Here is a 14,759-nt window from a genome sequence, read left to right as displayed (position 1 = left end):
GATTACGGTGAGTATTCAAATTCAAGGTGTATCAAAGCAATATGGTACATTTCAAGCACTAACAGACATTCATTTGGATATTCCAAAAGGTGAACTTGTTGCCTTATTAGGCCCGTCAGGTTCTGGGAAAACGACGTTATTACGCATTATTGCAGGATTAGAAGAAGCGGATGGAGGCTCTGTTTCATTTGATGGGGAAGATCTAACAGACATTCACGTGAAAAACAGGCAAGTCGGTTTCGTCTTTCAGCACTATGCGCTCTTTAAACATATGAATGTATTTGAGAATGTCGCTTTCGGTTTAAAAGTAAGAAAGAAAAGCTTAAGACCGTCAGCAGAAGCGATAGAAGAAAAGGTAACAGAATTATTAAAGCTCGTAAAAATGGATGGCTTTGCTAAACGTTATCCAGCGCAATTATCTGGTGGACAACGTCAACGTATTGCACTAGCCCGGGCACTTGCAGTCGAACCGAAAATTTTATTACTTGATGAACCGTTCGGTGCACTTGATGCAAAAGTGAGAAAAGAATTACGAAGATGGCTCCGGAAATTACATGACGAATTTCAAATTACGAGCGTATTCGTAACGCATGATCAGGAGGAAGCATTAGACGTTGCAGACCGCATCGTTGTAATGAATGAAGGCTGCATTGAACAAATGGGAACACCGGAAGAAGTATATGAAAACCCAGCAAGTCCGTTTGTATATGACTTTTTAGGAAATGTAAATTTATTTCACGGCCGCGTTCATAAAGGAAAGCTAAATGTAGGGTCGGTCGAACTAGAAGCACCAGAGCATAAGCACGTTTCCAACGTAGACGGAATAGCCTACGTAAGGCCGCATGACTTATCAATCTCTCGTACGAAACAAAGCGTAGATGCAATCCCGGCAAAAGTATCTTATTTTCACGCAGTCGGACCTGTCGTATATGTAGAATTAAAACGAGATGGAACAGATGAGTACTTAGAAGCAGAAATAAGTAAAGAACAGTTCAAGCATCTCAGCATTCAAGCGGGTGATGTTGTATACGTACAGCCGAAAGAAGTGAAGGTGTTTATTCCGGAGGATTTTGTGATTTAAGAGTGTTCACTCTTAAATTACAAAATCTATTAATAAGAAAAGGTCTCCTAAAAGATATTTTAGGAGACCTTTTCTTTGTTTATCGTAATAACTTTTTCTCATATGAAATGTAGTCGGAAGTTTGTATATATAATAGCGGAGCGTGTTCAAACAACTATTTGATACGAGTAGTAATGAAGATATTCTTCCTACGTTCTTACATAAAATTTTTAATTTTGGATATTTGTATCATATGTTTCTGCGACAAACACAAAGTCTACATGCTCTTTATCAATAAAAATACTTGTTTTAGATGGAAGACCTGTTATGGTAGAAACAATATCAACCTCAACAAGGTCAAATCCTACACGATAAGCATCTTCAATTTCAATTCCACCAGTTAGAAAATACAATCCATCCCCAAATGACTTAAATACAAATACATTTTCTTTCAAACTTTTATTATCCATTTCAATCCATTCTTCGTTAATATAAATCTTAAATGTCGTGCACTTTGGAACACACTCGATGTGATGTATCCCTTTATAACTATTAAGCGAAAACATATAGGTATGAGTTTCTTTAAAGTTAATATCTATCCCGTATTTAAAAGCAAAAGTTTTATATACCATTTCATAAAACAATGGCATTACAATATCATCCCATGCGTCATAGGCAAAAGCATGAATTGGTATTAGATGAGGGTATAAACTTACAATCGCTTTTTGAAAATTAAGTAAGATGGTTGTATCTGTAATTTCTTTTAAAGAATCATCTATTTCATGATCATAATCTTTCGAAATTCTGTTATCAATCATATGACAAACTCCTTACATAGTCTTCTATATACTACGTTTTTCTGCATCATCAGTTACGTTCCTTCTTCAACTAAATTGCAAGTTTAACCGATGATTCCAAAAAAGCCCTTGTCTTATTTTATCAATCATTAAATGGGGTGGGATACTACAAGCATTAATGAGAAAAGAAATCGTCTTTTCTTTTTTATGATAGATTTATTTATCTTTAAACTTCAATTATATAATAAAAAAAGTATTCTGTGATTATGTTTAGGAAAATGTTGTTAAATTGTCGGATTTTGCACACGAAATATTCTAAATTTTAAAATTATATTTACTTTACTTTTTCTTTTATTTAAATTTGGAAATGTACAGTTATTAAATGAAAACGGTGCTGGTGTAGATGGTGGATGGCATGATACTCGTCACAATAAAGTTCAAGGAACGAGGGATTGGGTTAATCGTCAAGTTACTTTTAAAACAACAGAACAAACGAGAAAAGTACAAATCTATTTACAAGTAGAAAATGGCGGTTCTGCAACGAGTGGTTCTGTCTGGTTTGATAAGATTCAACTAGAAAAAGGTGAAGTTTCTTCTAGCTTTAACCCAATTGAAAATAGTAGTTTAGAAAATATGGCGGGAAATGGCTGTATGCCAGGTTGGATTCGAGGAGATGGAACAAGTTGTGATCCGAAAGATGTTTCTCAGCAAGAGAGCTTTACGGGACATTCATCTATTGTATTAGAGCGTAGCCAATATGGTGGTTCAGATGTAGGATATGGCAAGCATATCACTATAAATCAGAAAAAAGCAGAACCAATTACGCTAACAGGAATGTCTAAATCAGTAAATGTAGAAAATACTGCACCAGACAAACTCTCTCGAGATTACTCTATTTGGACGGATGTACATTATCAAGATGGTAGTGGGGAAAATTTCCAAGCGAAATTCCCAAGTGGGACAAATGATTGGAATCGTAGTGCGGTTGTAATCCCTGCCACTAAACCAATTAAACGTATGGAAGTTTATCTGCTCTTTAGAAGAGAGAATAAAGGAAAAGTTTGGTTTGATGATATACGCCTATTAGAAGGAAACGCTCTTATAAAAAATGAGTACGACAACGATGGAAATGTTGTTGCTGCGTATGATGAAGAAGGACAGAAAAACACCTTCACATATGATACATCAGGAAGTAAAAAGAGCGAGACAGATGAAAAAGGAAATACCAAACTATATGATTACAATAAAGATAATCTATTAACGAAGGTTACTTTGAAAAATGGTACCTCTGTAAATTATCGTTATGATCATAATGGAAATACAACAGAGAAATCTGTCATGTTTGGCGGGAAGACACAGACACACAAATATGAATATGATGTAGATAATAAAAACACGGTGTATATCGATGCGTTAAACCGTCGTATTGAAAATATGTACGATGAAAATGCAAACAAGATTAAAACAACAATGCCAAACGGCTCTATTTTAGAATCTGTATATGATACAGCAGATCGCGTCGTTGGTGAAAAGCGCAACGGAAAAGATTCATTTACATTTGAACGTGATCAAAATGGACAAGTTACGAAAGTGAAAGACCATGTCAACGGTGTAGAACGAACAAAAACATACGATAAGGCTGACCGCGTTACAAGTGCAACAGATAGCCGAGGCGGAAAAGTTGACTGGGCATACCACGACAAAGTAAACAGTAAGACAGAAAAACTAAAAGAACAAACAGTAACGCAAGGTGGATACACAAATAAAGTATCGTATGACTACAATACGTTAGATCAAAACATTCGTGTGACAGACGGTTCTCAAACGTATCGATTTGATTACGACGATCAAGGAAATGTTCGTACGTATACAGCTGGGAATGGTTCAGGTTCGACGTTTAACTATGACCATACGAATAAAATAAAAGACTTAGTAGTAGGTACATCGAGTGGTAATCTTCTATCTGAACGATATGAATATGACCAAGCAGGCAACCGTACGAAGATTAAACATGAAGGTGCGGGCGGAAAAATAACAGAAACAAACTTTGTATATGACCCGATTAACCAACTATTAAATGAAGCATTACCAAACGGAACAACTAAATCTTACACATATGATGGATTTGGAAATCGTACGAGTGTGAAAGTTGTAGAGAATGGAAAAGAAACAAAGTCTATAGCGGCAACATTCAATGATGGAAATCAGCTTGTAAAGTTCGGAAATGAATCATTAACGTATGATGCAAATGGTAATCGTACATCAGATGGAAAGTACAAGTATACGTGGAACGAAAACGATCAAATTGTAGCTATCACAAAACAAGGTGAGAGCAATGCATTCGCAACGTATAAATACGATGAAAATAATCGTCGTATTGAAAAGAGTGTGAATGGTCAAGTAACACGCTACTTCTATGATGGCGATAGCATTAATCCGTTATATGAGACGGATAGTAGTGGAAATGTTCTTCGTCAATATGTATACTCCACAAGTGGTACACGCTTAGCTATGAAATCAAAAGGGCAAACGCTATACTATCACTACAACCCACGTGGTGATGTAGTCGCGATGACAGATCAAAATAGAGAAGTTGTAGCAACGTATGAATATGATGCATGGGGTAACGTATTAAAAAGTGACGCAAAAGGTATCGCAGCAGACAATCCATTTGGATATGCGGGATACATGTATGATAAAGAAGTTGGTATGTATTACTTGATTGCGAGATACTATAACCCAGACCATGGTGTGTTCTTATCGGTAGATCCAGATCCGGGTGATGAAGATGATCCGGTTACAATGAATGGGTATACGTATGGTGATAATAATCCGGTGATGATGGTGGATCCGGATGGGCATAAAGCATGGAAAAAGAAAGCAAAACGTATTTGGTATGCAACAAAGGCTGGCGCAAAAGCTGGTGGGAAAGCGTGGGTTGATAGTTATCTGAGTATTGGAAAAGGGTTGGCTTTGGGCGCAGGGTATTTTTATGGGTATGCTACAGGTAAACAGAATTATATAAATAAAAATAAGCCGGTCTATAACAAAGCATATGTAAATAAAGCTGCTAGAAAAGCAGGTTTAAAAGTAGGTCTCAAAGCATTTTGGGGCTTTGGATTAATAGAAGATGCTTATGTTTTTGGTTCGGCAGCATACAAAGGGTATAAAAAAGCATATAAAAACTATCGCTAAAATAATAAAAAATTCAGAAAGTTATCTTGGTGAATATGATGATGAATTTTAATAGTGTAGAGAATTTATTTTCGATACTTTTAAAGTATCCAGTACGTATAATTTTAATATGTATTGGAATAGGCTGGATTTTTAAATGTATCAAACAAGGTTACTTATTTTCAGCCGTACTTATGTTAACGATACTTACACTACTTTTTATTGTTACATTTACAAACATATTAGGGTCTGTTTTAAATGGTATTCCTCTTGCTATACAATATGGTGGTGTAGTATTTTTGGTAATACTATCATGTGTTATATTTGATTATGAATCTTCTCGTCAGTAAACTACTCACAACTTATCGTTCTTGCAGACTGTTTTCTATGTATGTGTGTTGGGATAGCCAGTGGGATTTTATAAAAGAAAAGGGGAAGATAATTAGTAAAATGGAGATGGAAATACATTTATTGGTATTTCTGCTGAAAAAGAGACGTTATAGGGTGGTAACGATTTTAGTAGTAAGTCTAATATATAATCATAACAGCCTTTACTCCATATAGGGCGTTCTTGATTAATAAAATTAATTTATTAATCAGAATATCTTTGATAATTATTGGCTGTTGTTTTTGAAAAAGAAAAGTAAATTCAGTGTATCTCAAAATCTAAACAAATAGTTTGATTTTGAGATACACTTTTTTATTTTAAATAAACAGAAAACCTTATGTGTACTTCTGATGCTATGGGAAATAAACTTATACAATTCGGAAACGAATCTTTAACTTATGATGCGAATGGCAATCGTACATCTGATTGAAAATATAAGTATACATGGAACGAAGATGACCAAATTGTAGCGATCACAAAACAAGGTGAAAGCAATGTATTCGTAGGGTAACGCATTAAAGAGTGACGAAAAAGGTATCGCAGCAGATAATCCATTTGGATATGCGGGATACATGTATGATAAAGAAATTGGCATGTATTATCTGATTGCACGTTATTACAATCCAGACCATGGTGTGTCCTTATCGGTGAATCCTGATCCAGTGACGCAAAATGGATATACGTATGCAGAGTAGATCCAGATGGTCATTTAGCGTGGTTTGTTCCAGTAGCTAAGCTTGCTGTAAAGCAGCCATTAAAGTACAAATATAAGAAAACAGTAGCAGGTCAAATCACTGAATATACTTAAATATGCTATAAATCAATCAATTGGTCGTAATGGTATAGGAGTATCATCTAAGGCCATTTTAAATGCCGTTAAAACTGGCGAAAAAGTTATACAAAGTGGTGGTAGAACTAAATCTACTAGTAAACAGGCTGTAGTAGTTTTAAATAAAAAAGGTAAAGTAATTACAACTTTTGCTAAGGGTTCAAAATAAACTGGGAAAGGAGAAGATAAGGTTGTTTAAATTAAATAAAGAGATGCAGATTTTATTGAAACAGACATTAGAATCACAAAATAAACATTTACTATGGTTAAATGTTTATGAAGACTTAAGTATGATAGAAACTGAAAAAATAAATTGAGAGATATTATAGTAGATGAATTAATGGAAAAAGATTTTGATGAACGAGACAATATAAACGATTTGGGAAGAGCATTAGAAGAGCTAATTGATATCTTAGGAAATTTAATACCCTAGAAAATGTTAAGCTGTATTGCAAAGTTTTTAGCAGATGGAAAGTTACGTTAATTACAGAATGAAAGATTATATAACTTTTAACAATGCGCTTAATACGAGTGTAGCTATGATTAGAGAGTTTTGCATGTGTAGAATAACTCCAAAAATATAAGGATATATTCTGAGGGCGTATGATTATATAGTATATTTATTGATTCGAATATTTAAAAGAAGGGGAAACATGGGGAAAATAATAGGGATTATTCTGATTATAGGTGGTATGATTCCATTAATTTATGCAATGATACAAATCTATCGGCAATGGAAAGAAAAAGGACCTTCTTTTGCTCTTAAATCAATAATTTTCCTAGCCGTAAGCATTTTGCTAGATACTGCAACAACTATTATATTGTGTATGGTAACAGTATTCATTGGTATTTGTTTAATCATCTACACATAATAAGTTCAAGAAGGCTAATTTATCGATTGTTACTAATTGGAGGGATTGGATGAACTTCATTTTATATGGATCTAAACATACAGTTTTAGCTTCCGTTTTTGACTCATTTCAAGGTAGGGAAAAAGAGTTTAATTGGCTTATAACAGACATGGAGATTGTCGCACATCAGGAAGAGAAACTTATCCGAGATTATCCTAAAATGTCGCATCCAATAGTTTGGATAGCAGGTGAAGATCTTTCAAATATCGTAAATAAATATAATCCTCAATTTATTTGGGGCGTACTATCTGCGTTTGATAAATCTATAAACATTGATATTAATAATTTGCTTGTAGAGCCCTATGCAAATGGAAACGAAGGACTCTGGGTACCAAGTCCAAATATCCAGCACCCTCAAGCAAAACTTGAAATTGTTTGTTGGGATTCCAGTTTGATGTTGTTATTAAGTAACGATATAAATATTGATGATAAATTTAGAAATTACTTTAAAGAAGCTAGGGATTTAAATGCCTATAATTCGGAATTTTGATTTTAATGGAGACAACATTAATCCGTTATACGAAACAGATATGAAAAAGGGAACGGTATGCGTACTCTACAAGTAGCGTATTATAAGGTGAAAAGCGGATTCTCTATGAGGAGAATTAGATTATTATTGATTTATAAAAACAATTAGGAATAATAAACTTAATATTATTAAATGAGAATAGGATGGGAATAAATATAACTTTGAGAGAAAAGAAGGTGTATTATGGAGTTTACATTCGAAAAGGTTCAACGTATTGAAGATGCAAATATATATCGTGTTAGTAATGTAACTGATATTTATGAAACAGATTTATTTGATGATTATAATCGTAATGTTGATAATTTAAGTTTACTTGTTCAAGAGAGGATTAATCAGTTTATTGTACATAATGAAGAATTTGAAGATTGGACATGTACTTGTTCTAAAGAAATGTTCTTAATTTATGAAGATATCGTAGAGATGCAAAAGGAATTGAATAAACTGGGTGAAGAGTTTGGTGGATATACAGATGGTTGGGGTGCATTTGTGTAATGTCTAATTTATTTATCGTGATAAAATAAATTAGACGAAGTAAAGAAACTATTTATGGAAAGAAGGGCTTATATAAGTTCTTCTTTCTTTGTATATATTAAGATATCTTAGTGATAGAAACGTATATGATATGTGGGCGGGGGGATACCGGTAAAAGCCCGATTGGTAAGGACTAATTAAAGTTTCACTTTATATAGGTTTTGAGAGAGTAAGATATAAGATATATTGTTTGTAGCGGAAATCTTGACGGAAGGGAGTGTGTGATAATTGGCAATGACGGATGAACAATTCGAGAATTATTTTGTTATGTGTTATGACAAATTAGAAAGTAAACAGCAAAAATTCATTTCGGATTATAATATCGATAACTTTGATGAGTATTGGTATGATCAAGATCAATGTATATTACAGTTTAAAAAAAATGGTCAAGTGTTACTTGAATTTAGTGTTGTTTTTATAGGGTCCTGGTCTGGAAAGAGTAACAGTTGGATGTGGTCTTGGGCTAATGAGAATGTGGCTGATTATACAAGAAGTAAGTCTAACTGTTTGAAAGATTTACAAAAGATTACAGGAAGTGAGGTTTTTATAAATCCACTTTTTGAATGCGATCAAGAAATGGCGTATGAGCTAGCAGCCTTTTCCATTGAATATTTAGATGCAGAAGGAATGTATATGGCACCAGGTGAGAGAAGTGATGTATTTATGGCTGTTATGTCACCGCGTGCGTTGTGAGTAAGCATATTAAAAATATAGATAAGGTAGAATGAAAAAGGAGTACAGTTTAATAAATTAATAAAAGGTATCATAGGTCCCTGATGCCATGGTGATAAATTTAAAGGAGTGAATTATATTGCTTGAAGTAAAGTTTTACGATTGGAAAAAAAAACGTCCTAAAAAACATTATTTGCTTGTACATGAAATTAGGATTTTTGAGTTGATTTTCGCAAAGAAAGTTAGCGAGTTTGAGATGGGATTAAAAGAAATTGAGAAAGTTACTGTTTATTGTTTAGCTAAGGAGCACACTGATGTTTCATATAAAGTGAATAGGGCATCGGGTGAAATTAGTATACTGGTTCCTTATGATTTTATGAATTTCTTAACACTGGAATCAGTTGAAGAGAAATACAAAGAGTTTTGCAAATTAGTACGCCAATATGTTGTCCCTGGACTTGAAGAAAACTCTACTCTTTCATCATCTATTGTTAAAGGGTATATAGAGGAGACTTTAGAAGAGATTGTGAAGCAAAACTATGAAGGGATATTTTTAGTTGGGAAGACACCTAAGAAAAGCCCAAGCCGTAAGAAGATAGCCATATTAAAAGGAATTCATCGTGTTAAAGGTTTCCAGCTACGATGTGAAGTGTATGATGAAAAGGGATTAAAGATTCGAGATCAATTATTGGTGGAAGAGGTAGGGAATGAAATGGTGTATGCAAGATTTTTGGGTACATTAAAATGGGAAAGTGAAAATCTAATAGTAGTTCAATCTAAATCCAGTAGTTGGAAAGAAGAAATCTATCTTTAATAACAAGATAGCATTTTATAAAAAAGAATGTTTTTGTGTTGAAGAGATTGCGGATTTTACTTGTATTTGAAAGGAGTAATAATATGGATATTTATGAGTTAGCTAATGGTGTAGATTCAAAAGAAAAACTAGTAGAATTCCTGTTTTATCTTCAAAAAGATTTTAAAGAAAATAAAGATGAGTGGGAGAATATAACGTTAGAATCATTGGAAGCATGGCTAAATGATTGTGATGGTGCTTTTCAAAATAAAGGTGAAGAGATGCCTAAAAATATATCATAGAATTTCATAGCGACGGTATTACTCGCGGGATCTTATTATGAATAAGTAAAAAACGAAGAGTCTAAATAGTCCCTTCGTTTTTTTACTTATTTTTTCTCTACCAATTTTTTATTCTTCCAATCTAGTGTGAATAATTTGTTAAATGTTTTTTGATCAACGTCTTTTACGTTGTTTCCAACCCAGTTTGCAGTTCCGAATGTGTAGCCTGGACGAAGTTGGTAATCGTCGGCGTGTTTTGTATAAGCGACTTGTAAGTTAGATTGATCTGTATTTTTTTCAGAGATAACAACAGCAATCATACCAGGAGAGAAACCGCTATTTGTTAATGCTGGAAGTTGATCCATCGGTATTAAATTACCTTTTGCATCAGATTCATATAGGTATGTGCGAGAGTACATGAAAAGTTGGTTTCCATATAAAGAATGATAGGAGTCACGTGTGTAAATACCCCAGTTTTGATTGTTATATCCGTTAAAGAATACGTTCCACTTTACGTTTTTGTTTGTTTGGTCAATTAAATTTGTTTTATAACTAGTTTGTTTATAGCTTACAGAGTCAGACCAAGTGACTTGACCAGTTGCACCAGCTTCACCGCTAGGGCCATTAGGCGTTACAGAAGCTTTAACAGAGCCACCAAGTTGATAAGATACGCTAGATGTTACAGTCGTTTCTTCTACAGCATTTGTAGGCGCTACGTTAAAGAAACGAGCGCTGTTATCTTGAAGGTTAAATGCAACATCATATTGTGAAGGATAACGTAATGTTGCACTAGCGCCAGGGATTGGGTAGTTATCAATAGGTGCATCACTTATAGTAGGATTTGCTTTTAGAAAACTACCAGTTGTATTAATAACGGCAATCTGTTTATCAGCGCTTGGATCATCGATAAAAGTTACCTTTAAAGACATTGTCATATTATCAGCTTGATCATTATTAAATGTATTATAGCTCGTATGTGTTTTTGCATTTTGCCCGATATCTGTTACAACTTGTGACGTCGTTTGAGCGTAAGTAGCAGGTGTTGAAAGAGTTACAGCACTACTAGCAAAAACAGCGGATAATGCTAAACATTTTAAGTAGGTTTTAGAACGTTTCATACAATCACTTCCTTTTACCTTTGTCGATATATGTCGTATTACATTTATATCGTAACATGAAAATAAAACGGAATGGATGGTTATGCATAATTGCATAGATGAGTTTTGAAGGATAAAGATAATAGAATTTCATCCAACACTTAAGACTCAAAAATGTCCATTACAGCCGTTCTTAAAAATTTTAAGGCAATATGTTTATCAATGTTCTTATTCTGAAGATTGAAGCGCTTAATATTTACGTTATAAGTGCATAACAAGTTATAATAAAAGAAATCAATAAGGAGGCTGGCTGTGAAGAATCTTCGTTATCTTAATATATTTACCATATTAATTATATACACACTACTTATGTTTTACATCGGCTGGAACGGATGGGTTTGGCTTCATGCGGTATTTGGCTGGGAATCTTGGGGATATTATGCTTTCATAGTCGCATTTATTTCATATGCGTACATTCTCGTGCAAGTGTTTAAGTTTTTGCCATTTCTGCGAACGATAGGTTCGATTTGGTTTGCGGTCATACAATATGCGCTTATGTTGTTGCCATTAGCTGATATTATGGTCTTTCTTTTACAGTTTTCAGTAGAGAAAGAAGCGGCAATTATTTGGATAGGGGCGGCTGTGATAGTTGCATTTATCTTTATCTTTGCGTATGGAGTATTTAATGCGTATAGTCCGGTAGTAAGAAAGTACGAGGTGCACATACCGAAAAAGGTAGAGGGGCGTAAAAGTTTACGCATTGCGATGGCTTCTGATATGCATTTCGGTAAACTGTCTGGTGTTTCGCATTTAAAAAGACTTGTTCGTCATGTAAATGAGATGGAACCTGATATTATTTTACTGCCAGGTGATATTATCGATGATCATCCAGGTGTGTTCATTCAAAAGAATATGGGACCAATCATGAAACAAATGAAAGCACCATTAGGCGTATATGGCGTATTAGGAAACCATGAATACTACGGCAGAGCAGTTCCAGAGTTTTTACAAGAGATGGATAAGATTGATATTCGTATTCTTTTAGATGAAGTGATTACAATTAAAGATGACTTTTATCTTGTTGGAAGAAGAGATAAAACAGAGCGAGATCGCCAAAGCTTTGAACAATTAATGAGTACGGTAGATAAATCGATGCCTGTTATCGCAATGGATCACCAGCCATTTGAGTTGAAACAAGCAGCAGCGGCAGGTGTAGATTTATTATTATCCGGTCATACGCACCGCGGACAAATGGCGCCCAATCATATTGTAACGAGAAGAATGTACGAGCTAGACTGGGGATACGCACAAAAAGGCGCGTTCCACGCAATTGTTTCTTCAGGATTTGGATTTTGGGGACCCCCGCTTAGACTTGGTAGTAGGTCGGAGATTGTGCAGGTAGAAGTTACGTTTGAATAGGGGTTATGAAATAGAGAGCTGATGGCTCTCTATTTTTTTCAATAAAAACAAATAACAATAAATATTTATGTTGGTGCTAATTTCATAAAAGAGATACGATTATAAGACTCGATTAAAATAAAGGGGGATTGTAAGTGATCATATCAGATGTACTATACGGAGAATTTGAAGTGGATGTAGTGCTAGAAGAATTAATTTTAAGTAAGCCTATGCAAAGACTAAAGGGAATTCATCAAGCAGGCGCAAGTTACTTAATGAACGAGAAATGGAATGTAACGCGCTTTGATCATTCAGTTGGTGTTATGTTATTAGTTAAAAAACTAGGTGGTTCAGTAGAAGAACAGATCGCTGGTTTACTGCATGACGTATCGCATACTGCTTTTTCCCACGTGATTGATTACGTTTTTGATAATGAAGATGAAAGTTACCATGAAGAGATATTTAGTTCTGTTGTGAAAAACTCAGAAATTCCAGCGATCCTTGCGAAGCATGGTTATAACTATGAAGATATTTTATTAGATGATTCGAAGTGGACATTACTAGAAAGGTCAGCGCCCGAATTATGCGCAGATCGAGTAGATTATACGTTACGAGATATGTATACATATGGGTATATTTCTTTAGAAGAAGTCCATAGTTTTTTAGAGGATGTCATCGCAGTAGAGGGGAAAATGGTCCTTCAAAGTATCGAAATGGCAGAGTGGTTTACAGAAACGTATTACAAAGAAGTAATCGATTTCTTTATGAAACCAATGAATATTTACGGAAATGATATGTTAGCGAAAATGTTAAAGGTAGCTCTTCATAAAAGGATTATTCATGCAGATGATTTTCTTCTTGAAGATGAGGAGCTTATTTCGAAATTGCAGCAATGTAATGATTCAGAAGTCCATGCTTTATTAAGAAAAGTTCATCCGAATGTAAAAGTAAAAGAAGATAGAGACGATTACGATTTGTATCAGAAAAATAAAGTCCGTCTTATTGATCCTCCGTTACTTCGTGAAGGTGAAGTTGTTCAATCGTCTGTCGTATCGGAAAAAATAAAACAGATGAGCGAGGTCGCTTATGAAAAAGCGGTGAGAGGGATGTATGTGAAAGTGATTTCGAATTAAAAAGAAGTAGCGCATCGTTTTTAGAGCGCTACTTCTTTTTTATTAATAATCAAACCAATTCCAAATCTCAATATCTCCAAGAGTCGCATAACGTACGTGCGGGGAGTTTTGTAATTTTAATAACTCTTTCGACGGGCCAGTAATAACAATTCCGTATACTTTTACACCGTTATCCTTTACATATTGATAACGTTTATCTAAGTTCAGCTCTTTTTCAAGAGTCCAAGTAGTTTTACTTACAGTTTTTTTATGCTCAGAAAGAATGCGCATCATTTCGATTACTTCATCTTCTTTTGTCTTCGGTCGTTCTGCTTCACTATCAGGGAGGTTTATATGTTCTGGAAATCCGATAACCTCTCCGCCATGTAGGATGAAATCTTCCTCATCTATTCTCTCTTGTCCTGTGTCTAAAGCGTACCATACAGGAGTTGGTGGCATTTCTTGTGCTTCAAATGTGCTATATAGAATAGATTCTAATTCTTGTAAAGTGTAAAGTTTGTCAAAAGATATCGCTACTTCTGCAACGGTTCCCTCATGTACTTTTGCAAGTGTATCCCACACTTTTTTAGATGGTTCTTTCAAATGATCACCTTGCTTTATTTTCGGATGAACAAAGGAAAGTTTAGAGTAATTCAATTTGTTTGCCCAAGATTTATTTGTAACAGTTACAGACGATAAGAAGCTTTTCGTTGTTACTGTACCGAATTGAACTTCTTTTTTGCCGACAGTTTTAACTAAATTCATTTCATTTTCTGTATGGAAAAAGGGTTTGATTTTTGTACTGCCTCCAGTGGAACGAATATTTGGAATTGTTGCTTCTAGTGCGAGTGCTGGAATCTCATTTACTTCAGCTAACTTTTTCATATTATTGAAGTAAAGAGAAGATGAAAAATGATCGGCAAAATAGATTGCTATACAAACCGCAAGGACAAAACTAACAGTTTGCCAACGTTGTTTCCATTTTATTTTCCAAAACGGGACTGTAAGATTTTGTGGTGGTAGTCTTTTCTTTATTGGTGCATTCTTCAAAAGCAACTCATCTAAGTAAGCTTCACACTCTTCACATGTCTCGATATGATTTTCTAACAGTTCTTGTTCATCATGCGTGAGCGTTCCGTTTTCGTACTTCTCCCATAGTTTATTAAATGCTGCACAACCCATCTGTA

General features: G+C 34.5%; 13 protein-coding genes and 3 pseudogenes. 12 read left to right on the top strand and 4 right to left on the bottom strand.

Annotated elements, in window-relative coordinates; genetic code table 11:
* Positions 1-7: 7 nt before the first annotated feature.
* Positions 8-1,081: a sulfate/molybdate ABC transporter ATP-binding protein gene (locus H6481_RS16770; RefSeq protein WP_063546756.1), complete on the top strand. Its 1,074-nt coding sequence runs from the start codon at positions 8-10 to the stop codon at positions 1,079-1,081.
* Positions 1,082-1,290: 209 nt separating this feature from the next.
* Here H6481_RS16770 and H6481_RS16765 read toward each other — a convergent pair whose 3' ends face one another.
* Positions 1,291-1,878 (bottom strand): hypothetical protein, encoded by a 588-nt coding sequence (locus tag H6481_RS16765; protein ID WP_097987112.1) that lies wholly within the window; start codon positions 1,876-1,878, stop codon positions 1,291-1,293.
* Between the two features lie 996 nt (positions 1,879-2,874).
* On the opposite strand from H6481_RS16765, the gene H6481_RS16760 reads away from it, so the two are divergent.
* From H6481_RS16760 to H6481_RS16720, 9 genes and pseudogenes are all read left to right on the top strand, one after another.
* The gene (locus H6481_RS16760; protein WP_259347372.1) at positions 2,875-5,052 is read left to right on the top strand and encodes an RHS repeat-associated core domain-containing protein; all 2,178 of its coding nucleotides are present in this window, start codon (positions 2,875-2,877) and stop codon (positions 5,050-5,052) included.
* Between the two features lie 692 nt (positions 5,053-5,744).
* A pseudogene (locus H6481_RS16755) lies at positions 5,745-6,143 on the top strand (RHS repeat-associated core domain-containing protein); the annotation flags it as partial.
* A 296-nt stretch (positions 6,144-6,439) separates the two neighbouring features.
* Positions 6,440-6,681 (top strand): annotated as a pseudogene (locus tag H6481_RS29130) (hypothetical protein).
* A 220-nt stretch (positions 6,682-6,901) separates the two neighbouring features.
* A complete protein-coding gene (locus H6481_RS16750; RefSeq protein WP_043936595.1) occupies positions 6,902-7,120 on the top strand; it encodes a hypothetical protein in 219 nt (72 codons plus the stop codon).
* Positions 7,121-7,169: 49 nt separating this feature from the next.
* Positions 7,170-7,649 (top strand): hypothetical protein, encoded by a 480-nt coding sequence (locus tag H6481_RS16745; RefSeq protein WP_016082555.1) that lies wholly within the window; start codon positions 7,170-7,172, stop codon positions 7,647-7,649.
* A gap of 222 nt (positions 7,650-7,871) precedes the next feature.
* Positions 7,872-8,180, top strand: coding sequence for a ribonuclease E inhibitor RraB (locus tag H6481_RS28850; RefSeq protein WP_050842816.1), 309 nt, complete (start codon positions 7,872-7,874; stop codon positions 8,178-8,180).
* A gap of 267 nt (positions 8,181-8,447) precedes the next feature.
* Positions 8,448-8,912 carry a DUF6882 domain-containing protein gene (locus tag H6481_RS16730; RefSeq protein WP_098852321.1) on the top strand — a complete coding sequence of 155 codons (465 nt, stop codon included), beginning with the start codon at positions 8,448-8,450 and terminating at the stop codon, positions 8,910-8,912.
* 118 nt (positions 8,913-9,030) lie between these two features.
* Positions 9,031-9,705, top strand: a complete 675-nt coding sequence (locus tag H6481_RS16725; RefSeq protein ID WP_000895165.1) for a hypothetical protein — start codon at positions 9,031-9,033, stop codon at positions 9,703-9,705.
* Positions 9,706-9,788: 83 nt separating this feature from the next.
* A complete protein-coding gene (locus H6481_RS16720) occupies positions 9,789-9,986 on the top strand; it encodes a hypothetical protein (protein ID WP_069355186.1) in 198 nt (65 codons plus the stop codon).
* Positions 9,987-10,072: 86 nt separating this feature from the next.
* On the opposite strand, the gene cytK2 is transcribed toward H6481_RS16720, so the two are convergent.
* Together cytK2 and H6481_RS29125 are read right to left on the bottom strand one after the other, a co-directional pair.
* Entirely contained in the window at positions 10,073-11,083 is a 1,011-nt protein-coding gene (cytK2, locus tag H6481_RS16715; protein WP_000830633.1) for a beta-channel forming cytolysin CytK2, read from the bottom strand.
* Positions 11,084-11,226: 143 nt separating this feature from the next.
* Positions 11,227-11,340, bottom strand: a pseudogene (locus tag H6481_RS29125) (TetR family transcriptional regulator); the annotation flags it as partial.
* A 34-nt stretch (positions 11,341-11,374) separates the two neighbouring features.
* Here H6481_RS29125 and H6481_RS16705 point away from each other — a divergent pair.
* Positions 11,375-12,481 (top strand): metallophosphoesterase, encoded by a 1,107-nt coding sequence (locus H6481_RS16705; protein WP_071731581.1) that lies wholly within the window; start codon positions 11,375-11,377, stop codon positions 12,479-12,481.
* Between the two features lie 134 nt (positions 12,482-12,615).
* Positions 12,616-13,593, top strand: a complete 978-nt coding sequence (locus H6481_RS16700) for an HD domain-containing protein (protein WP_097961928.1) — start codon at positions 12,616-12,618, stop codon at positions 13,591-13,593.
* Positions 13,594-13,635: 42 nt separating this feature from the next.
* Here H6481_RS16700 and H6481_RS16695 read toward each other — a convergent pair whose 3' ends face one another.
* The gene (locus H6481_RS16695) at positions 13,636-14,754 is read right to left on the bottom strand and encodes an anti-sigma factor (RefSeq protein ID WP_182812407.1); all 1,119 of its coding nucleotides are present in this window, start codon (positions 14,752-14,754) and stop codon (positions 13,636-13,638) included.
* Positions 14,755-14,759: the final 5 nt, after the last annotated feature.

This window comes from Bacillus sp. ME78 (genome assembly GCF_903970865.1).
Taxonomy (GTDB): domain Bacteria; phylum Bacillota; class Bacilli; order Bacillales; family Bacillaceae_G; genus Bacillus_A; species Bacillus_A cereus.
Note: the sequence above shows the minus strand (reverse complement) of the source record. Positions and strands in the feature narration are given on the sequence as shown.